Source organism: Nocardiopsis sp. TSRI0078 (assembly GCF_001905145.1).
In the GTDB taxonomy this organism is placed as follows: domain Bacteria; phylum Actinomycetota; class Actinomycetes; order Streptosporangiales; family Streptosporangiaceae; genus Nocardiopsis.
In genome coordinates this window covers 130,143-150,969 of the sequence record NZ_LWLB01000034.1, presented here as the reverse complement: position 1 = coordinate 150,969, position 20,827 = coordinate 130,143, and the positions used below count along the sequence as shown (strand labels likewise).

At 71.7% G+C, this 20,827-nt stretch carries 11 protein-coding genes; 3 read left to right on the top strand and 8 right to left on the bottom strand.

Annotated features, from left to right (window positions below; translation table 11 throughout):
• Positions 1-1,182 precede the first annotated feature (1,182 nt).
• Entirely contained in the window at positions 1,183-3,888 is a 2,706-nt protein-coding gene (locus A6A08_RS21895; protein WP_073704514.1) for a bifunctional diguanylate cyclase/phosphodiesterase, read from the bottom strand.
• Positions 3,889-4,351: 463 nt separating this feature from the next.
• Positions 4,352-5,848: an Asp-tRNA(Asn)/Glu-tRNA(Gln) amidotransferase subunit GatB gene (gene gatB, locus A6A08_RS21890; RefSeq protein ID WP_073704710.1), complete on the bottom strand. Its 1,497-nt coding sequence runs from the start codon at positions 5,846-5,848 to the stop codon at positions 4,352-4,354.
• Between the two features lie 298 nt (positions 5,849-6,146).
• Here gatB and A6A08_RS21885 point away from each other — a divergent pair, with 298 nt between their 5' ends.
• Both A6A08_RS21885 and A6A08_RS21880 read left to right on the top strand, forming a co-directional pair.
• Positions 6,147-7,331 carry a thioester domain-containing protein gene (locus tag A6A08_RS21885; RefSeq protein ID WP_073704513.1) on the top strand — a complete coding sequence of 395 codons (1,185 nt, stop codon included), beginning with the start codon at positions 6,147-6,149 and terminating at the stop codon, positions 7,329-7,331.
• Between the two features lie 404 nt (positions 7,332-7,735).
• Positions 7,736-8,956 carry a thioester domain-containing protein gene (locus A6A08_RS21880; RefSeq protein ID WP_073704512.1) on the top strand — a complete coding sequence of 407 codons (1,221 nt, stop codon included), beginning with the start codon at positions 7,736-7,738 and terminating at the stop codon, positions 8,954-8,956.
• A 147-nt stretch (positions 8,957-9,103) separates the two neighbouring features.
• Here A6A08_RS21880 and A6A08_RS21875 read toward each other — a convergent pair whose 3' ends face one another.
• Positions 9,104-9,937, bottom strand: coding sequence for a CPBP family intramembrane glutamic endopeptidase (locus tag A6A08_RS21875; RefSeq protein ID WP_242422798.1), 834 nt, complete (start codon positions 9,935-9,937; stop codon positions 9,104-9,106).
• A gap of 877 nt (positions 9,938-10,814) precedes the next feature.
• On the opposite strand from A6A08_RS21875, the gene A6A08_RS21870 reads away from it, so the two are divergent.
• A complete protein-coding gene (locus A6A08_RS21870; RefSeq protein ID WP_073704511.1) occupies positions 10,815-12,074 on the top strand; it encodes a thioester domain-containing protein in 1,260 nt (419 codons plus the stop codon).
• A gap of 906 nt (positions 12,075-12,980) precedes the next feature.
• Here the strand turns inward: A6A08_RS21870 and gatA are convergent.
• From gatA to A6A08_RS21845, 5 genes are all read right to left on the bottom strand, one after another.
• Positions 12,981-14,480 (bottom strand): Asp-tRNA(Asn)/Glu-tRNA(Gln) amidotransferase subunit GatA, encoded by a 1,500-nt coding sequence (gene gatA, locus A6A08_RS21865; protein ID WP_073704510.1) that lies wholly within the window; start codon positions 14,478-14,480, stop codon positions 12,981-12,983.
• Positions 14,481-14,482: 2 nt separating this feature from the next.
• Positions 14,483-14,782, bottom strand: coding sequence for an Asp-tRNA(Asn)/Glu-tRNA(Gln) amidotransferase subunit GatC (gene gatC / locus A6A08_RS21860; RefSeq protein ID WP_073704509.1), 300 nt, complete (start codon positions 14,780-14,782; stop codon positions 14,483-14,485).
• Between the two features lie 85 nt (positions 14,783-14,867).
• On the bottom strand, positions 14,868-16,916 hold the full coding sequence (locus A6A08_RS21855; RefSeq protein WP_073704508.1) for a bifunctional diguanylate cyclase/phosphodiesterase: 2,049 nt from the start codon (positions 16,914-16,916) through the stop codon (positions 14,868-14,870).
• Positions 16,917-17,500: 584 nt separating this feature from the next.
• Positions 17,501-19,717, bottom strand: a complete 2,217-nt coding sequence (gene ligA / locus A6A08_RS21850; protein WP_073704507.1) for an NAD-dependent DNA ligase LigA — start codon at positions 19,715-19,717, stop codon at positions 17,501-17,503.
• A 53-nt stretch (positions 19,718-19,770) separates the two neighbouring features.
• Positions 19,771-20,814: a methionine synthase gene (locus A6A08_RS21845; RefSeq protein WP_073704708.1), complete on the bottom strand. Its 1,044-nt coding sequence runs from the start codon at positions 20,812-20,814 to the stop codon at positions 19,771-19,773.
• Positions 20,815-20,827: the final 13 nt, after the last annotated feature.

Genomic DNA, 20,827 nt, shown 5'->3' with positions numbered 1-20,827 from the left:
GAGGGGTGGCGCGCAGCAGAAGTAACTCAGCGGGCTGCGCGCCGACCAAGTACGAGAATCAGGGAGTTGTTCTGCACGCTCACAACATTGGCCGACCGAGGGCCCCTCCGTCAACAAGAACGTCATATTGTCTCATCATTCGAGACGCACATGTCAGGATACGACTGCACGGACAGACACGGGCAACCTTGTGAGCTGGGAGAACGCGCGCAGAGACCACCACAGCGTGTAACACACGACACAGGGCGCGTCGGCGGTGTCCACGGTGTGGAACGCCGGGCGCGCCCCAGGGCGGTAGCCGCCGTGTCAGCCGAGGAGGTCCTCGACCCGGTCGACCGCCGCCGCCCTCCGGACCCACACGTCCAGCTCGTCGAGGTCGTGCAGGCGGTGATCCGCTCGCGCGCCTGGTCCGGCACCGCGACCCCCCGGGCGTCCAGCACCCCCAGGACCGCCTCCATCCGGCCCTCCACGCGGCCCTTGGCCTCGCCCTCGCGGAGGGGACGACCGATCAGCTCGGTCCGGAACTCGTCGTCACTCAAGGACATGATGTCCTCCAGGGAACCCGGGGCGGTCGCGGACAGCGCCGCGAGCACGTAGTCAGAGGACAGCGATGACGTGGACGTATCGAGGCTCTTCAGGGCCACGGACAAGGCCTCCGGGACAGCCCTGTCGTCCGTCGGATTCGAGGCCGGGGAAAGAACGGTGAGAACGGGGTGCGCGGCCGCCACGCTCTGTCCGGTGACCGGTCCGAGCGCGTCCAGGGCGAGGGCCGTGGTCGGGGTGAGGACCAACAGCGCGATCGGGCACCTGAGCCGATGTCGGACGTCGGCCACGTAACAGGGCCGGCTGTAGGGATTCCTCGGGTCCCCCGTGCCGGTACCGGCTCGTCCTGCTTCCCATGCGGCGGAGGAGGCCGTTCGCAGACCACGGACGAGTCGGTGATCAGCTGTGGCGGAGCGGTCCTCGTCGCCTCGGAGGCGTCACAGCGCACCCTGGTGTGCTCGGGCAGGGGCTTCCCGGTGACCTCCTGGAGCGTTCGGTGGCGAACTTGGGGTCGTTGCGGATGCGATCGACCGGAAGCTCGTGTTCTTGTGAGGGCATGCCGGAAAATTAGCGGGCGTGTCTCCATCTTCGCAGGTAGAAGAAGCAACGTCCGTATATGTCGTCTCCGAGCGGATGTGCCTAGAGGCTGGCCCCGGCCTCGCCGCCGACGAGCGCCTCCACACCGCTCGCGCCCATCGGGCGGGCCACCAGGAAGCCCTGGCCGTGGTCGCAGCCCATGGCGCGCAGCTGCTCCAGCTGCTCGGGGCGCTCGATGCCCTCGGCCACCACCTGCACGCCCAGGTCGCGCCCCAGCTGGATGATCGTGTGCGTGAGCAGCGTGACCGTGTCGTCGCGGCCCAGGTCCGCCACGAACGACGGGTCGATCTTGATCGCGTCCACGCTCAGCCTGCGCAGGTGCGCCAGGGACGCGTAGCCCATCCCGTAGTCGTCGATGGCCAGCCGCACGCCCAGGTCGCGCAGCTCCCCCAGGCGCTGTACGGCCTCGCCCCCGCCGTCGAGCAGGACCTCCTCGTCGACCTCCAGCGTGAGCACCCCGGCGGACAGGCCCGTCTCGGCGAGGACGCCCTCCACGGTCTCCACGAAGCGCGGCGAGAGCACCTGCTTCACCGACAGGTTCACCGACAGGCCGATGTCCCAGTCCGAGACCCGCCACACCGCGACCTTCTCGCAGGCCTCGCGCAGGATCTGCTCGCCCAGCGGCACGATCAGCCCCGACTCCTCGGCCGCGCCGATGAACGTCTCCGGCCCCACCGTCTCGCCGTCGCGGTTCCAGCGCACCAGCGCCTCCACCGAGGTCACCCGGGAGCTGCCCAGGTCCACGACCGGCTGGTACTCCAGGAAGAAGTCGCCGTCGGCCAGCGCCTGGCGCAGCTGTATCTGCAGCTCCAGGCGCGAGACGACGGTGTCGTGCATGTGCGCGGCGTAGACCTCCACGTGGCCGGTCCCGCGCTCCTTGGCGCGGGTCATCGCCACGTCGGCGTTGCGCAGCAGCTCACCGCTGTCGGCGGACGGCTCGGCGAAGGCCACGCCGATGCTGGCGGTCAGCAGGATCTCCCGGTCGGCGACCTGGAAGGGCTCGGAGGCGATCACCCTCCCCAGGCGCTCGGCCAGGTCCACCACCCGCTGGGCCTTGGGCACGTCCTCGATGAGGACCGCGAACTCGTCGCCGCCCCAGCGCGCCAGGGTCGCGTGGGACTCCACCTCGCCGCGCAGCCTGCGGGCCGCCTGGCCGAGCAGGTGGTCGCCGCGCACGTGCCCGGCGGAGTCGTTGACCGCCGTGAACCCGTCCAGGTCCAGGAAGATCACCGCGACGTCCCCGGTGGCCTCCTCGCTCATCGCACGGTGCGCCAGCACGTCGCTGGCCCGCTCCTCCAGGTAGGCCCGGTTGGGCAGCCCGGTCACACCGTCGTGGAAGGTCAGGTGCTCCACCTCGTCCTGCAGCGCCACCTGCGCGCTGATGTCGCGTGTGGTCACCAGCAGCCGGTCGGGCTCGCCCGGCTGCTCGTACAGCGAGATCGTCGACTCGGTGTGCCTCCAGGTCCCGTCGGCCGCCCGGACCCGCAGCCGCATGTGCACGCCCTGGGTGCCGCGCTCGGCGAACAGGTCCTCGACCGCCCTGGTACGGCCCAGGTCCTCGGGGTGGATGAGCGTGCTGACGGGCGCGGCGAGCACGTCCTCCAGCCGGTAGCCGAAGGCCTCGGCCGTGCCCGGACTGACGTAGTTCACGGCCCCGTCCCTGTCCAGGACGAGGATGACGTCGCCGCTGTTGCGCGCCAACTCGTGGAAGTGCCCCTCGCGGTTGCGCACCATCCGGGACAGGGTGGCGTTCTCCTCCAACAGGCCCACCATGCGCACCAGCAGCACCACGACGGCGGTGCCCGCGGCCAGTGGCAGCACCGGCGCCACCCCGGGCAGGCGGACCCCGGCCACGGTGAGCACCACGGCGGCGACGAACACCGCTCCGATCGCGGCGAACTCGGGCGCGAACCGGTACAGGCCCCGCCCGGTGATGCGGCGCGGCTCCGTCCCGGGACGGTGCCCCACCAGCCAGGGCAGGGCGCCCAGAAGGGCGAAGCCCAGGAACTTCACCGGGTGCTCGATCCCCCCGGCCACGGGCGGGCCGACCAGCCGGGTGAGCGCGCCGAGCACGTCCGAGGCGGCGATGACGAGGAGCGCCCCGATCGCCACCAGCACCGCGCGCCGCGTGCTGTGCGGCGACATGAACACCAGCGGCACGAGCAGGCACAGCACGACGATGTCGGCGACCGGGTAGACCAGCGCGAAGCCGAGGAACCCCGCACCCTCGCCCAGCTCCCGGTAGAGCGGGGAGAACAGCAGCAGCCACACCATGGAGAACACCGCGGCGGCGCACACGTAGCTGTCGGTGACGTGCCGCACCGCGGTCCGGACCCCGCCCGGCCAGGGGGCGAACCGGGTGAAGCCGACCACGAAGAGTGGCAGGGCGGCCAGGGAGAAAAGGTCACCGAGGGTGAGCGAAAGGACCGAGCCTGAGCTGAACAGGCGGATCAGAGCGTGAGTGAGACCACCCGCGCACCAGGCGAGCGCGGCGAAGCCGAGGTGCCGCAGGGCCGCGGCACCGTCCGCGCCGTCGGCGCGCGCGTCCTGGTCGGCACCGGTGGCCGCCCAGCGGCGCGAGGCGTAGAGCAGGGACAGCCCGGCGGCCCCGGCGGCGGCGGACGTCGGCCACTCCCCGAGTTCGGCGGTCACGCTGCTCTCCCCCACGGGGATGAGCGTCCCCGCGACGTAGAGCAGGAACAAGGCGCCCAGGACGACGGCCCACAGGCGGCGTGTCCGGGTTCCCATCACCGACCTCCCAGTGGGCGTGCCGTGGCTGACGCGGCGACCGGCCGCCATCACGCTCTCTCCTCGGACATGGAGCACCCACCTCGCGTTATTCGAGTCCGGGCGCGGCACAGCACCCGGCACCGCATCTCGCCCAGGGTCTCGCGGGACTGGGACGAGCTGGTGGCGGGAACGGTCCGAGGGACCGTACACGCCCCCGTGCGTCGCAACCCTACGCAACCAAGGTCACACAGCGATTGAGGCCCGGATGAGAGATGACGACGAAATCCTCACCCAGAGTGATGGTTCTCCGTGGCACGTGCGCGGTCCGCCCGGCGCGGCGCGGCGTCGGGACCGCCCCCGGCAGGGCCCGCCGCCCACCCGTCGTCCCTCGACGGGAGGCAAGGACCATACCGCGGAGACGGGCCGTCCGCTGACGGGGAGAGGGCCCTCGGGAGCGGGCCCCGTCCCCGGGACGGGCGGGTCAGCCCGCGCTGAGCCTCTCCAGGATGAGCTCGCGGGCACGGCCCGCGTCGGCCTGGCCCCGGGTCGCCTTCATGACGGCGCCCACCAGGGCGCCGGCCGCGGCGACCTTGCCGCCGCGCACCTTGTCGGCGGCGTCGGGGTTGTTCTTGATGGCCTCGTCCACGGCCGCGCCGAGCGCGCCGTCGTCGCTGACCACCTTCAGGCCCCGGGCCTCGACCACGGCGTCGGGCTCGCCCTCACCGGCCAGCACGCCCTCCACCACCTGGCGGGCGAGCTTGTTGGTGAGGGTGCCCTCGGCGACCAGGGCGATGATCCGGGCGACCTGGGCCGGGGTGATGGGCAGGGCGTCCAGCCCCACCTCCTGCTCGGTGGCGCGGCGGGACAGCTCGTTCAGCCACAGCTTGCGGGCCTCCGCCGACGGGGCGCCCTCGGCCACGGTCGCCTCCACCAGGTCGATGGCGTCGGCGTTGACCAGGTCGCGCAGCTCGGTGTCGGTGAGGTCCCACTCGGAGCGGACCCGGGCGCGCTTGGCGGCGGGCAGCTCGGGCAGCGTGGCGCGCAGCTCCTCCACCCACTCGTCGGAGGGGGCGACGGGGACCAGGTCGGGGTCCGGGAAGTACCGGTAGTCCTGCGCCTCCTCCTTGGAGCGGCCGGAGACGCTGCGGCCGGTGTTCTCCTGGAAGTGGCGGGTCTCCTGCACGACCCTCCGCCCGGCGTCGAGCACACCGGCCTGGCGCTCGATCTCCGAGCGCACGGCCCGCTCGACCGAGCGCAGCGAGTTGACGTTCTTGGTCTCGCTGCGGGTGCCCCACCCGGCGGCACCGCGCTCGTTGATCGAGACGTTGACGTCGCAGCGCATGGAGCCCTCCTCCATGCGCACGTCGGAGATGCCCAGGGAGCGGACCAGGTCGCGCAGCTCGGCGGCGTAGGCACGGGCGACCAGGGGCGCCAGCTCGCCGGTGCCGGTGATGGGCTTGGTGACGATCTCCAGCAGCGGGATACCCGCGCGGTTGTAGTCGACGATGGAGTAGTCGGCACCGTGGATACGGCCGGTGGCCCCGCCCACGTGCGAGGTCTTGCCGGTGTCCTCCTCCATGTGGACGCGCTCGATCTCCACGCGGAACTCGCGCAGGCCGTCGGGGGTGTCGACGGTGACGTCGAGGTGGCCGTCGACGCAGATCGGCTCGTCGTACTGGGAGATCTGGTAGTTCTTCGGCATGTCCGGATAGAAGTAGTTCTTCCGGGCGAACCGGCCCCAGGGGGCGATCGAGCAGTTCAGCGCCAGACCCAGGCGGATGGCGCCCTCGACCGCCTTCTCGTTGACGACCGGCAGCGAGCCGGGCAGCGCCAGGCAGACCGGGCACACCTGCGTGTTGGGATCGGCCCCGAACTCGGTGGGGCAGGCGCAGAACATCTTGGAGGCGGTACCCAGTTCGATGTGGGTCTCCAGGCCGAGCACCGGCTCGTACTTGGCCAGCGCCTGCTCGTAGGCCACCGGCACAGGAGCACTGTTGGTGGCAGGGCTAGGAGTTACCGCGTGGGCCATCGCCGCAAACCCGTTTCCGTAGAGGACATACCTTCCAGCTCAGCCTACCGAGCGCGCGGGGGTGGAGCGCCCGGGGCCAGGACACGGAAGGGTTAACGGACATCACGGCCAGTACACGATTGGGCCGCTGTCGAGGGAAGAACCGGGGTCCGGGAGCGCCTGGCCGTTAGCCTGGGTGCTCCAAGCAAGACGATCTCGCCGGTCGGCCCGTATAAGGGCCACCGCCCTCGCACAGGAGCGCAAGAGCATGTCCGGCATCCTGCGTCGATGCGCCGCGCTGCTTTCCTCCGCCGCCCTGGTCGGCACCCTGGTTGGCGTTCCCGCGGCGAGTGCCGACGACTTCTCACGTGTGGACCGCGACCCGGTCGCGGGCGCGGTCCTCGTCCTCGCCGACGGGCGGGAGGCCGACACCGCGCTGTTCAGCCTGCGCGTGGGCGCCCAGAACTCGGTACCGGCCTACACGGCCGCCTCCGACGGGGAGATGCTTCCGCACGCCGCCTACGTGGAGTCGACATGGTCTGACAGTCCGCAGTGGACCGAAACCCCCCAGAAAACGGACCCCCCCGACCGCGCGAACTGGATCGTCTCCCACTCCTATCCGTCGGTCGACCTGCCCGCCCTGGCGGAGAGGGCGGGCCTGCCCCAGCTGGACGAGCAGCAGGCGATCGCGGGCACCCAGGCCGCCCTGTGGCACGTGCTGGACGGGGCGGAGCCGGACCGTGAGGCCAACGACGCCGCGGTCGTCGCCCTGTACGACCACCTGGTCGAGGGCAGCACGTCGGCGTCCGACACCACCGCCTCCCGGTCCCTGGACGTGACCCCGGAGCACCTGGAGGCGGTCGCCCCCGAGGCTCCCCTGGGTCCGCTGACCGTGCACAGCTCCGGGGCGGACCCGGTGGAGGTGTCGGTGCGCGGCGCCCCGGTGTCGTGGCTGGTCGACGGGGACGGCGAGCAGGTGACCCGGATCCTCGACGGCGAGGAGGTCTTCCTGGAGGTGGACCCGTCGTCGGCTCCGGCCGGGGTGGCGACACTGCACGTGCGCGGCCAGGACGTGCCGCTTCCGCAGGGACGCCTGTTCACCGGGCGGGACGGCGTGCGCACCCGGCCGCTGGTGACCGCGGAGGCGGGCACGGCGACGAGTTCGGCCACCGCGACCTTCACCTGGCACCCCGAGCAGAGCGGGGAGCCGGGCACCGGGGAGACCTCGGACCCCGCCGCGGAGGCGGAGGAGCCGCCCGTGCTCGGCGAGGCCGAGCAGGAGTCCGCTCCCGAGGAGGAGCGGCAGCAGGAACCCCCGGCGGCGGAGGACCGAATCCCGGAGGACGGCCTGGCCCACACGGGCACCTGGTTGTCGGGGCTGCTGGTCATCGCTGGCGCCCTGGTGGTATCCGGCCTGATCATCCTGCTTCTGGGCCGCAGGCGACGCGACTGAGTGCGGGCGGGGACGCGCGAGCCCGCATTTGGTTGCGTGACGTACGGCCATAATCTGGCCTATCCGCACAGAATTTTTTCCCTGGCCGTATTGGGTCACATTTTCCGCGAACCGGGTTGGAAGTAGCCAAGGGGATCGCTAGTATCAGGCGGGCGTTGGCACACCACGGCAAGTGCGGCCAGTTCCCGCATCACAGAGCCCACACCGGACGACCGCGCCACCCCACATGGCGCCACGCCCCCGAACCCGACGTGGTGACTCCCCGGAACTGACGAACGCAGAAAGCGGCACACGTTTCCCAGTCGCCGCCGTGCTGTGGCCATCGCTTCCGCCCTCTCGGCTTCTCGCAGTCCTGTGGGCGGACGCCTCTATCCGGTTACCTCTAGAACACACCGGGACATGATTTGAGTATCTCCTCCCTCCCCCGCACCGTCGGGCGCAGCGGCCTCGCCGCCTCCGCCGCCGCGTTCCTGGCCTTCGGCCTGGCCGCCGCCCCCGCGGCCGCCGAACCGGAGACCCACGACGGCTCCGCCCGTGCCCAGTACATCGGCAACGCCGAGAGCGGTTCATCCGTCGAAATGGACGGCAAGGGCGTCGGAACGACCCTCTTCAACCTGAAGCTCGAAGACGGCACCGTCCTGACGACGTACTGCATCGACCTCGAGACCGGCATCAGGACCGATGCCTGGTACCGCGAGGACGACTGGTCCACCTATCCGGGCAAGGGCGAGTTCGCCGAGCCCGCCAAGGTGCGCTGGATCCTCCAGAACAGCTATCCCGAGCTCAGCGCCGCGGAACTGGCCGCGGCCGCCGGGGTGGACAACCGCCGCTTCGGCGACAAGCAGGCCCTCGCCGCGACCCAGGCCGCCATCTGGCACTTCAGCAACGGCGCCAAGCTGACCTCCGATGGATCCAAGGGGGTCAAGGAGGTCTACGACTACCTCGTCGGTGCGGCCAAGGACGTCAAGCAGCCCGCTCCCTCCCTGAGCATCACTCCGGGCGAGGCTTCCGGCACGGCCGGGGAGACCGTCGGTGAGTTCCTCATCGAGACCAACGGCAGTAACATCCCGGTGGCACTGGAGGCCCCCCCGGGCGTCACGCTGGTCGACCTGGAGAGCGGCGAACCCGTCGACGCGGTCGACGACGGTGACACCGTCGGCTTCTCCGTCCCCGAGGACGCCGAGGCGGGCCAGGCGAGCTTCTCCCTGGAGACCAGCGCGACCGTCGAGACCGGTCGTCTGTTCAGGGGTGAGTCGGACAAGGCCGAGACCCAGACGCTGATCACCGCCGAGGACAGCGAGGCCACCGTGTCCGCGTCCGCGTCCGCCTCCTGGACCGAGGGCGAGGTCACCCCGCCTGAGTCCCCCGAGCCGAACGACGAGCCGAGTGAGCCCGAGTCCCCCGAGCCGACCGAGCCGGAGTCCCCGAAGCCGACCGAGCCCGAGGAGCCCAGCGACAAGCCCTCCGAGCCCGCCGACGACCAGAACGAGCCCACCCTGCCCGTGACCGGCGGCGCGCTCGCCGGCCTGGTCGCCGCCGGTGTGGCCGCACTGGGCGCCGGTGGCGGCGCCATCTACCTCAGCCGCAAGCGCAAGGCCGCCGGCTCCGAGGACCTGGAGGGCTGACACCCTCCCGACCGCCTCACCGCGGTAGCGCGGTAGCGCCTGAGGGCCCGCCCCCGTGGAAGACCACGGGGACGGGCCCTTCGCCGTTCCCGGAGGCGGCGCGGTCGCTTCCGGAGACGGCGGTGGTCTTCCGGTGTCGTCGCGGCGTTACAGCGCGCTGAGGGCGATGACCGAGACCAGGGCGTTGTTGCAGCAGTGCAGCACGATCGAGGGGACGATGGACTCGTACCGGCGGTGCAGCCACCCCAGCCAGAGGCCCAGGACCAGGGTGTAGGGCATCAGCAGGGGAGCCACGTGGACGAGGGAGAAGACCAGGGCCGAGAGCGCGACCGCCGCCCACGGGGCCACGCGGCGGGACAGGGCACCGTGCAGCATGCCGCGGAAGACGATCTCCTCCAGGAGGGGGAAGAGCACCGCCGTACCGAGGACGATGGTGAGGCCCGCGGGGAGCGGCAGGTCCGCCACCAGGCCGGAGGACGCGGAGGGCGCGGAGTCCCCGGTGTCCTCCACACCCAGCAGGGAGGCCGCCCCGAGTGTGATCCCCGTGGAGAGCGCCGCGGACAGGATGGCCAGCGGAATCCACAGAACGAGGCCGACGGGGACGCGGTTCGGCTTCGCGAGACCCACGTCCTTCGGAGTCAGGCGGGGTCCACGGCGCATGAGGAGAGCGTGGCCCGCGGCGCAGGCCACCAGCGGGGTGAGCAGTACGAGGGGGCCGACCGCCAGGGCGACCCGGGCCGTCGGAGACCAGTCCGCAGCGGTGAGTGTGGTCGCCAGCAGTCCCAGACCGAGCAGCAGCGCCCCGGACCCGAGTGTGACCGCGCCGAGGAGGGCCGTGTCCCGCAGACGCACCCGGGTGCCCAGCAGCGGGACGGCGCGACCCTTGGAACGCTCGGGGTGCGTGGGAGGCGCGTCGCCTGTGGGGTGCGTGTCACCTGTGGGCGTGGGCTGGTCTCGGCTGTCGGCGTCTGGGGCGCGCACGTGTGTGTTCACTTCTCCTTTGCAGCAAAAGCGCCAATAGGTCACTTATTAGCACAATCTCCCCATAACACCCACAGACGATGGCGTTATCCGCCGAGCCGTCGGCGCGGGGCCGCAGGGTCGAAGGAGCAAGAAGGGTGGCGCACCGAGAGGTCGAGGGGATCGGGGTGCCGAAGCGGGGACCGTGGGGCCGAAGGGCCGAGAGGACCGGGGCGTCAAGGGGCGGGGGCGTGGGGTGGCCGGGGCCGCGGGGTGGAGAGCCGGGCCGCTGCCGGCCCGGGCAGGTGACGGGTGCCGGGTCCACGGACACGTGGGAGGCCGGAGGGCGTGGGGTGTGCCCTTGACGTTCTCCGAGAATTCACACTGCCCGGGAAAGGGAGTGCACCGTGCTGCGAGCGGCCGTTTCGAAAGGCCGGGCGGGTGAGGGCAGCACGAGGCCGAGGATCCCTGGGATCCCCCCGTTAACCACGTTAGACCTGCACGAATAGCCGCCACCAGATCGGCTCTGCGCCTGTGGACAACCTGGAACGGGGACTCGGCGTCTTCTGTGTGGGCTCCCTTCAGCCCCACCGAACACGGCAGAGCGGTCCCGTTGACGTGAGGTTGGAGGGGATGAGGCTCATCGCTAATATCGGACAGGCGATACCAGCCTTCCGTTGTGGCCCGCATCTATTTCCTCCCCGAAACCGACCGCTCCGGAGAGGCACACGCCCGGCCGGGTGCTTCCCCCGCTCCCCACTCCACCGTGGCTCTCCGCGTACCGCTGTTGACCCGGCCACCCGACGAGTCGACCGCCATCGGCCCGACGCCCGTCACACCCGGAATCCGGGACGGGCGGACGATCCGGTAGGCACACTGAGACCACCACAGGAAAGACGTGACGCACGTGTCCCTCCCCCGTTCCACCGGGCGCGCGACCCTCGCCGCCTCCGCCGCAGCCTTCCTCGCCTTCGGGCTCGCGGCCCCCGCCGCCGCCGACCCCGTGGAGACCTACGAGGGCGCGGTCCGCGCCCAGTACGTGGACCACGCACAGGACGGTCACCTCGTGACCATGCAAGGTGTCGAGGACTCCATCGGTACCAGCACGTTCAACCTGCGTCTGGAGAACGGCGACGTCCTCACGACCTACTGCATCGACTTCAGCACCGACATCCGTGCCGACGCCTGGTACCTCGAGGACCAGTGGGCCACCTACCCCGGCAAGGGCGACTTCGCCGAGCCCGGCAAGGTCCACTGGATCCTCCAGAACAGCTACCCGAGTGTCAGCGCCGCCGATCTCGCTTCCGCTGCCAGAACCGCGCGGCTGACCGAGGCCGAGGCCCTGACCGCGACGCAGGCCGCGATCTGGCACTTCAGCAACGGCATGGAGCTGTCCCGGGTCACCGCGAACAAGGAGGTCGACAGCAGGGTCGACTCCGGTGCCGTGACCAAGGTCTACCGCTACCTCGTGGACAACGCGCAGGAACTGCCCCAGGAGCCGGAGCCCACGCTCAGCATCACGCCGCACGAGGCCTCGGGCAAGGCCGGGGAGACCGTCGGTGAGTTCCTCATCGAGACCAGCGACGAGGACGGTATCGAGGTCAGCCCCGAGATCGCCGAGGGCATCGGGGTCGAACTGGTCGACATCGAGAGCGGCGAACCCGTCACCACGGTCAACAACGGAGACGTCGTGGGCTTCTCCGTCCCGGCCGGTGCCGAGGCGGGCCAGGCCGGCTTCTCCCTGGAGACCAGCGCCACCGTACGGTCCGGCCGTCTCTTCAAGGGCGAGGAGGAGCACCAGCCGACCCAGACGCTGATCACCGCCGAGGACAGCGAGGTCACCGTGACCGCGTCCGCCTCCGCCTCCTGGACCGGTGACGAGACCACGCCTCCCACCGACGAGCCCAGTGACGAGCCGAGCGAGCCCGAGTCCCCCGAGCCGACCGAGCCGGAGTCCCCGAAGCCGACCGAGCCCGAGGAGCCCAGCGACAAGCCCTCCGAGCCCGCCGACGACCAGAACGAGCCCACCCTGCCCGTGACCGGCGGCGCGCTCGCCGGCCTGGTCGCCGCCGGTGTGGCCGCACTGGGTGCCGGTGGCGGCGCCATCTACCTCAGCCGCAAGCGCAAGGCCGCCGGCTCCGAGGACCTGGAGGGCTGACACCCTCCCGGCCGCCTCACCGCAGTAGTGCGGTAGCGCGGTAGCGCCTGAGGGCCCGCCCCCGTGGAAGACCACGGGGACGGGCCCTTCGCCGTCGTTTCCCACCAGACACCCATGCACCTGCGGGGGTGGCTCGCCGCTGGATGCTCTAACCACGCCTCCTGGGGCGGGCCACCACCGGATTCTGCACGGTTGCATGGTGGCGCGTTACTGGGCGCTCTTCGTGAACCCCGTTGGGGCTACTCATCAGCCCGGGCTCTACGGGTGCCTGGTTTCTGACACCGGTCCCTCTACCGACCGGTGCCTGGTTGCTCCTCAGCCCGGGCCCTACGGGTGCCTGGTTGCTGACGCCGGTCCGCTCCCCAGCGTGCGTGTCCCGTGCGGTGTGCGGTCACCGCTGGGGGGCTTGCCGGTGACCGGTGTGCCCGCAGTCGTGCACCCCCCTCTGCGCATGGTGCAGGGCACGCTCCCGGGAGCGCTCTCCCGCGCGTGGTCGAGGGGCCCATGAGCGAACGCGCGGCTTCTTCGTGGTCCTGGGGTGAGCGGGGCCAGGGATCTCCCTCGGTTGAGTTCGCCAGACGAACTCGCCCATCGGTCGGTCCCACCCCCACTCCCGTCCGCTTCCGCCAGAACGCCCCACTCCCTCCACCCCCAAGGGCGGGCCACCGCTTCCGGCTCACCCAACCCCCTCGGGCGAAGCACCACTGTGAGCCCTACCCCCACCCCAGGGGCGGGCCACCGCCTTCGGCTTCCCAACCCCCCGGAGTGGGCCACCACCCTTGGTTACCCGAACATCAGGGACGGGGTACCGCAGTCAGTTCTACGGGGCATGTGCGGGCCCTCCGGACAGGGCCCGGACACACCGGTGCCCGCCGCCCCCCGGCGGGGCGACGGGCACTCACACTCCTACTCGGTGACCGCGTAGGGGCTGCGGACCAGCAGGGCACCGTCGCGCTCGTCCAGTGCGCGCTCGACCGCGGCCGCGACCCGGTAGGTGCGGTCGTCGGCCAGGGCCGGGGCCATGATCTGGAAGCCGACGGGCAGGCCGTCCTCCGGGGCCAGGCCGCACGGCACCGACAGCGACGCGTTCCCGGCCAGGTTGGACGGGATCGTGCACAGGTCGGCCAGGTACATGGCCATCGGGTCCTCGGAGCGCTCCCCGATCGGGAAGGCCGTGGTCGGCGTGGTCGGCGAGACCAGCACGTCCACGTTCTCGAACGCGGCGTCGAAGTCGCGCTTGATCAGCGTGCGCACCTGCTGGGCGCTGCCGTAGTAGGCGTCGTAGTAGCCGCTCGACAGGGCGTAGGTGCCCAGCATGATGCGGCGCTTGACCTCGGGGCCGAAACCCTGGGCGCGGGTCAGCGACATGACCTCCTCCGCGCTGCGCGTGCCGTCGTCGCCCACCCGCAGGCCGTAGCGCATGGCGTCGAAGCGGGCCAGGTTGGACGAGCACTCGCTGGGCGCGATGAGGTAGTACGCCGACAGGGCCGCGTCGAAGCTCGGGCAGGACAGCTCGACGATCTTCGCGCCGAGGGACTCCAGCAGCTCCAGGGTCTCGTGGAAGCGCTGGCGCACACCCGGCTGGAAGCCGTCGCTGTCCAGCTCCTTGACCACGCCCACGCGCAGGCCGTTGATGTCGCCCGTGCGGGCGGCGTCCACGACCGGCGGGACCGGGGCGTCGATGGAGGTGGAGTCGCGCGGGTCGTGCCCGGAGAAGGCCTCGTGCAGCAGGGCGGCGTCGAGCACGTTGCGCGCGAACGGGCCGGGGGTGTCCAGGGAGGAGGCGAAGGCGATCATCCCGAAGCGGGAGGCGCCGCCGTAGGTGGGCTTGGCGCCGACCAGGCCGCACACGGCGGCGGGCTGGCGGATGGAACCGCCGGTGTCGGTGCCGGTGGCCAGGGGCGCCTCGAACGCGGCCACGGCCGCGGAGGAGCCGCCGGAGGAGCCGCCCGGGATGCGGTCGGTGTCCCACGGGTTGCGGGTGACCTGGTAGGCGGAGTTCTCCGTGGAGGAGCCCATGGCGAACTCGTCCATGTTGGTCTTGCCCAGGAGCACCAGCCCGGCCTCGCGCAGGCGCGCGGTGACGGTGGCGTCGTAGGGCGGCTGCCAGCCCTCCAGGATCTTGGAGGCGGCGGTGGTGGGCATGTCCTTGGTGGTGAACACGTCCTTGTGGGCGACCGGCACGCCGGCGAGCGGGCCCAGTTCCTCACCGGCGGCGCGGCGGGCGTCCACCGCGCGGGCCTGCTCCAGGGCGGTCTCGCGGCGCACGTGCAGGAAGGCGTTGATCTCGCCGTCCACGGCCTCGATCCGGTCCAGGTAGGCGGTGGTGGCCTCCTCCGAGGAGACCGCGCCCTCCTTGATGGCCTCGCCGAGCCGGGCGGCGGTCATGCTGACGACGTCGCTCACCTTCACTCCTCCTCCCCGAGGATCCGCGGGACCCGGAAGCGCTGGTCCTCCACCGCCGGAGCACCGGCCAGGGCCTGGTCGGGGGCGAGGCCGGGCCGGGCCTCGTCGGGGCGGTAGACGTTGGTCAGCGGCAGGGCGTGCGAGCTGGGCGGGATGTCGCCCTGGGCGACCTCCTGCACCTTGGCCACGGCGGTGAGGATGTCACCGAGCTGGGCGGCGAGCGTGTCGAGCTCGCTCTCGTCGAGCGCCAGCCGCGACAACCGGGCGAGGTGTGCGACCTCATCGCGGGTGATGGCGGTCATGAATGCGAACCGTTTCTTCGGCGGAAGGACTATCGGCACCAATCCTATGGCTCCGGGGCCGGTCCCGGTGCCGGTCGGTGACGGGTCAGACCCGGGTGCCGGCCGCGGTACCGCCGTCGCGGGCGGCGACCCAGTCGGCGACCTCCCGCGCGTCCAGCGGCCGCGAGAAGTAGTGGCCCTGGGCGGCGTGGCAGCCGGTGTCGCGGGCGGCGCGGACGAGCTCGGCGCTCTGCACCCCCTCGGCGGTGGCGCGCATGCCCAGCGCCTTGACCAGGGCGATGGCGGCGCGGACGACGGTGTGGCCGTTGTCGGACCGGTCGACCAGGCGCGCGGTGAAGGACTCGTGGATCTTGACCTCGTCCAGGGGCAGGCCGGCGAGCTGGGCGAGGGTGAAGTGGCCGGTGCCGAAGTCGTCCAGGGACAGGCCGACGCCGAGGTCGCGGAGCCGGTGGACGGCCTCGGTGGCGGCGTCGGGTTCGGTGATCAGGGCGTGTTCGCCGACCTCCAGGACGAGCCGGCCGGGTTCCACGCCGTGTTCGCGCAGGGCCGCGGCGACGGTGCCGGGCAGTTCGGGGTCCAGGAGTTCGCGCACGCCGAGGTTGACGGCGACGGGCAGGGTCATGCCCTCGTCGCTCCACAGGGCGGCGTGGGCCAGGGTGATGTCCAGGACCTGGGCGGTGAAGGCGCGGAACAGGTTGGACTGCTCCACGACCGGCATGAACTCGTCGGGGGTGAGCAGGCCGCGGCTGGGGTGGCGCCAGCGGGCGAGGGCCTCCAGGCCGATGGGGCGCTCGTCGTCCAGGCCGACCTTGGGCTGGTAGTGCATCTCCAGGGCGCCCTCGGACAGGCCCCGGCGCAGTTCGCTGTACAGGCTCAGCCGGGCGGTGGAGTTGCGGTCCTTGCCGGGATCGTAGGACTCCACGCCGGTGCGGTCGGCCTTGGCGACGTACATGGCCACGTCGGCGCGCTGCATGAGGAGCGCGAAGTCGGGTGCGTCGTGGGGGAAGAGCGCGATGCCGATGCTGGCCTGCAGGTCGAACTCCATGCCGTCCATGCGGACGGGTTCGGTGAGGGCGCCCCTGAGGCGGGAGGCGACCTCCTGTGCGGCGGCGGCGCCGCGGATCTGGGGCAGCAGGACGGCGAACTCGTCGCCGCCGAGCCGGGCCACGAGGTCGCCGGGGCGGACGCTGTGGGTGAGCCTGCGGGCGACGGTCTGCAGGAGGCGGTCGCCGATGGGGTGGCCCAGTGTGTCGTTGACCTCCTTGAACCGGTCCAGGTCGAGCAGGAGCAGGCCGACACCGTCACCGCGCTGCCGGGCGTGGGAGATCTCCTGGCGGGCCCGGACCGTGAGGAGTTTGCGGTTGGCCAGCGCGGTGAGCTCGTCGTGGTTGGCCTGGTGGTCGCGTTTGACCGACAGCAGGGCGCTCGTGTAGAGCGCGCCGAGGGGAAGGGCGAACAGCGGGACGTAGAGCACCGAGTGGTTCATGGCCACGACCACGAGCGGGGCGAGGCTGAGCATGACCCCGTTGATGTAGGTCTGCTGGCCCAGCCCCCTGGACATGGTCTGCCGGAGGGGAACGCGCTCGTGCATGGCCACGGCGCACAGGACCAGCACGCGGTTGGTCACGAAGTAGGCGGTTCCGGCCAGGGCGACGGCGAGGAGCTCCCCCGCGGCGGGGAACCGGGCGCCCTGGACGAGCACGGGCACCAGGAGGCGCAGGACGGCGTCGGCGACGCCGAGGGAGAGGGTGTACTGGGCGGCGTTGAACGCGGCGCGGTGGGAGGCGTTGCCGCGCGCGAACCCGGCGACCAGGGTGGCCACGACCTGGATGAGGGCGGCCACGGGCAGCCCGTACTGGATGACGAGCGCGAAGGAGAAGGGCAGGGAGGTGGGCACGCCGTTGCCGGGCGGCTGCCCGGGGATGGAGACGGGCCGCAGTTCGCCGAGGACGATCATGCACAGCAGGACCCAGATGAGCGGCTGGATGGCGAGCGTGCGCAGGTCGTCCACGGACAGGCCGAGGGCGGAGAGCGCGAGCAGTCCCGCCCCGGCGGCCGTGGTGCCCAGCATGTACAGCCACAGCGGCGTTCCGACCCGTGGGCCGATGTCCCTCGTGCTGATCGGATCCTTCATGCCTGGTCCTCGTGAGGGGGCCGCGGAGCGGGGTCGCCGGCGGCACCGTCGCTCCTGATTGTTCGAAGTGTCCGGAACCCGGCCACCCCTCATGACCGAATCCTGGTTCTGGATGCGCCCACATCCAGGCCTACTACGTCCACCTTACGCGGTTTCGTCACCAAGTGTCGCGCAGCAGGGACTATCAGTTAACCAGGACGAAGACTGTGAGGGATGAGGAAGCGCCGAAAAGGGACCCAGACCCGGCACGTCCGCAGACCCGGCACGGTCGGGGTTCCGCTCACAGGCGAGGGGTGTCGGTCAGCTCTCCCAGGGGTGGACGTCCGGGCCGGTCAGCGCCGCGCATGAGCCGGAGGAGCTCCGCCCATCCGGTTCCCGTCCGGAAACGGGAGGTCCCGCCGGGCCACGGGTGCCTCCCGGGCCGACGGCGGGCCGGTACCGCCGTGGCCCTGGGCCCCGGCGGTGCCGGCCCCCGTCCTCGTTGTCCCTGTCGCGCTTGGGGGACCGCCGGTTCCGGCCCCCTCAGCCGTACTTCCGCCGGGTCCGGAACCGGCCTCCTCGGGCCTTCCCGGGCTCCGGACCCCTCAGGACTCGGTCTCCTCGGGCTCGGGGTTGATCCGCATGGCGGCGGCCGCGTCCGGACCGGCCTCCAGCAGCACCCGGAAGCCCTCCTCGTCCAGGACCGGCACCCCCAGCTTGACCGCCTTGTCGTACTTGGAGCCGGGGCTGTCGCCGACCACCACGAAACCGGTCTTCTTCGACACCGACGCCGTGGCCCGGCCGCCGCGCTCGGCGATCGCCTCCTTGGCGCCGTCGCGGGTGAAGCGCTCCAGGGAGCCGGTCACCACGACGGTGACCCCCTCCAGGTGGCGCGGCCGGGAGCCGTCGTCCTCGTCCTCCATGCGCACCCCGGCCGCGGCCCACTTGCGCACGATCTCGGCGTGCCAGTCCACGGAGAACCACTCGCGAATCGAGGCGGCGATGGTCGGGCCGATGCCGTCCACCGCGGCCAGCTCCTCCTCGTCGGCCTCGCGGATGGCGTCCATGGAGCGGAAGTGGCGGGCCAGGTCCTCGGCCGCACGCGGACCCACGTGCCGGATGGACAGCGCCACCAGCACCCGCCACAGCGGCTTGGACTTGGCCTCCTCCAGCTGCTCGAACAGCTTCTCGACCGTCTTCTTGGGCTCGCCCTTCTTGTTGGCGAAGAAGGACACCACCTTGGGCTCGCCGGTCTTGGGGTCGGTCTTGGGCTCGGTGGTGTCGGGGTCGAGCACGTAGGTGCGGATGGGCAGCAGCTTGTCGACGGTGAGGTCGAACAGGTCGCCCTCGTCGCGCAGCGGCGGCTCGGCGGGCTCCAGCGGCTGCGTGAGGGCGGTGGCGGCCACGTAGCCCAGAGCCTCGATGTCCAGGGCCTTGCGGCTGGCCACGAAGAACAGGCGCTCGCGCAGCTGGCCGGGGCAGGAGCGGGCGTTGGGGCAGCGCAGGTCGACGTCGCCCTCCTTCTGCTGGCCGAGCCTGGTGCCGCACTCGGGGCAGAACTCGGGCATGGTGAAGGCGCGCTCGGTGCCGTCGCGGCGGTCCACCACCGGGGCGACGATCTCGGGGATGACGTCGCCCGCCTTGCGCAGCACGACGGTGTCGCCGACGAGCACGCCCTTGCGCTCGACCTCGCGGGCGTTGTGCAGGGTGGCGAACTCGACCTCGGACCCGGCCACGACCACCGGCTCCATGACGCCGTAGGGGGTGACGCGCCCGGTGCGGCCCACGCCCACCTTGATGTCGAGCAGGCGGGTGGTGACCTCCTCGGGCGGGTACTTGTAGGCGATCGCCCAGCGCGGGACGCGGCTGGTGGAGCCCAGGCGCCGCTGGAGGGCGAAGTCGTCGACCTTGACGACGATGCCGTCGATCTCGTAGGCGGGCTCGTGGCGGTGGGCCGCGTAGTAGGAGACGTACTCGCGGACCTGGTCCATGGTGGTGACGACCTTGTAGCGGTCGCTGAGCGGCAGTCCCCACTCCCCCAGCAGCCGGTAGGCCTGCGACTGGCTGGTGAAGGCCACGTCCTCGCCGCCGTCCTTCGCCGGGGAGTAGGCGCCGACACCGTGCACGATCATCGACAGCGGCCGGGTGGCGGTGACGCGGGGGTCCTTCTGCCGCAGCGACCCGGCGGCGGCGTTGCGCGGGTTGGCGAAGGGGGTGTGCTCACCCGACGCGGTGATGCGCTCGTTGAGCCTGCCGAAGTCCTCCACCGGGAGGAAGACCTCACCGCGCACCTCCAGCAGCTCCGGGGCGGGGCGCACGCTCTCGTCCAGGCGCTCGGGGACGGCCGCGATGGTGCGCACGTTGAGGGTGATGTCGTCACCGACCCGCCCGTCGCCGCGGGTGGCGGCGCGCACGAGGCGTCCCCTCTCGTACACCAGGTCCACGGCCAGGCCATCGATCTTGAGTTCGCACAGGTAGCCGCTGACGGGCACCTCGGCGCTGGTCCGGTCGGCCCAGGCGTTGAGCTCGTCGACGTCGAAGGCGTTGCCCAGGCTCTCCATCCGCACCAGGTGCTCGACCTCGGCGAAGTCGGTGCTCAGGGGCGCGCCGACCTTCTGCGTGGGCGAGTCCTGGGTGACCAGGGCGGGGTAGGAGTCCTCGATGCCGACCAGCTCGCGCATGAGGGTGTCGTACTCGGCGTCGGAGATCACCGGTGTGCCCAGGTAGTACCGGTAGCTGTGGTCGTCCAGTTCCTGGCACAGTTCGGTGTGCCGTGCGCGTACCTCGTCGGGGATGTCGGTGGTGGTGTCGGGAGCGCTCACTCGCTGCCTTTCTGCTCTCGTGCTCGCCTGCTGCGGTCGCGGACTCCCGGCGCCTACCCGCGGGGCTCGTCCCGCAGGACCCGGGCGCCGTCGCGGGAGGCGGTCAGCGCCGCCCTCGCGTGCCCGGGCGAGGCGCCCGCGAGCCCGCACGTGGGCGTGGTGACCACCGCGCGGGAGAGCAGGTCAGGGGAGAATCCCAGCCGGTTCCACAACTCGCGAACAGGATCGACGGTAGCGGCGGGGTCGGACATTCGGGCGGTCTGCGCGGGGGTCCCGTCGTCGGTGGAGGGGACCACGCCGAGCAGGAGGCCGACCCCGGCCTCCACGGCGGTGCCGACCATCTCGTCGTGGTCGCGGGTCAGGAGCAGGGCGTTGAGGCTGAGCGCCTGCGCTCCGCTGCGCCGCAGGAGGTCGACGGGGACACCGGGGGCGCAGCAGTGCGCGGCGGGGACGGCCCCCGTCTCCGCGATCGCGGAGAAGAGGACCCGTAGGGAGGCCTCGGCCCGGACCCGGTCGACCGCGGGCAGGCGGCCGTAGCCGCTGGCGGTGGGCAGGGAGCCGAGCAGGACCGCGGGCAGGGAGGGCTCGTCGACCTGGACGAGGAGCCGGGCGCCGGGGACCCTCTTGCGCACCTCGGCCAGGTGGGCGAGGACGCCCTCCAGGTGGGACTCGGCCAGGTCGCGGCAGGCGCCGGGGTCGGAGACCAGGCGCTGGCCGCTCCGCAGTTCGATCGACGCGGCCAGGGTCCAGGGCCCGGCGACCTGCACCTTGAGGGTGCCGGTGAAGCCGTGGGCGTGCTCGGTGAGGGCGTCGAGGTCGTAGGACATGAGACTGGCCGCGCGGCCGAGGTCGCGTCCGGGGCTGTCGGCGACCCGCCATCCGCTGGGCTGGACCTCGATGGGGAACTCCACCAGGAGGCCGCCGGTGCGGCCGACCATGTCGGCGCCGACACCGCGCGCGGGCAGTTCGGGCAGGTGCGGAAGGTCGGGGAGCTCGCCGAGGACGGTGCGTACGGCCTCGTCGGGGTCCTCGCCGGGCCAGGACCCGACCCCGGTGGAGGAGGCGTCGGGCCAGGGATAGGGGTTCTGTTGGCTCACATCGCCCAAGGTT

What these genes read in the sequence shown, in the direction of transcription:
- A6A08_RS21895 (WP_073704514.1), bottom strand. Translation starts at nt 3,888, where the DNA reads ATGGGAACCCGGACACGCCGCCTGTGGGCCGTCGTCCTGGGCGCCTTG.
- A6A08_RS21885 (WP_073704513.1), top strand. Translation starts at nt 6,147, where the DNA reads ATGTCCGGCATCCTGCGTCGATGCGCCGCGCTGCTTTCCTCCGCCGCC.
- gatC (WP_073704509.1), bottom strand. Translation starts at nt 14,782, where the DNA reads ATGACCGCCATCACCCGCGATGAGGTCGCACACCTCGCCCGGTTGTCG.
- A6A08_RS21855 (WP_073704508.1), bottom strand. Translation starts at nt 16,916, where the DNA reads ATGAAGGATCCGATCAGCACGAGGGACATCGGCCCACGGGTCGGAACG.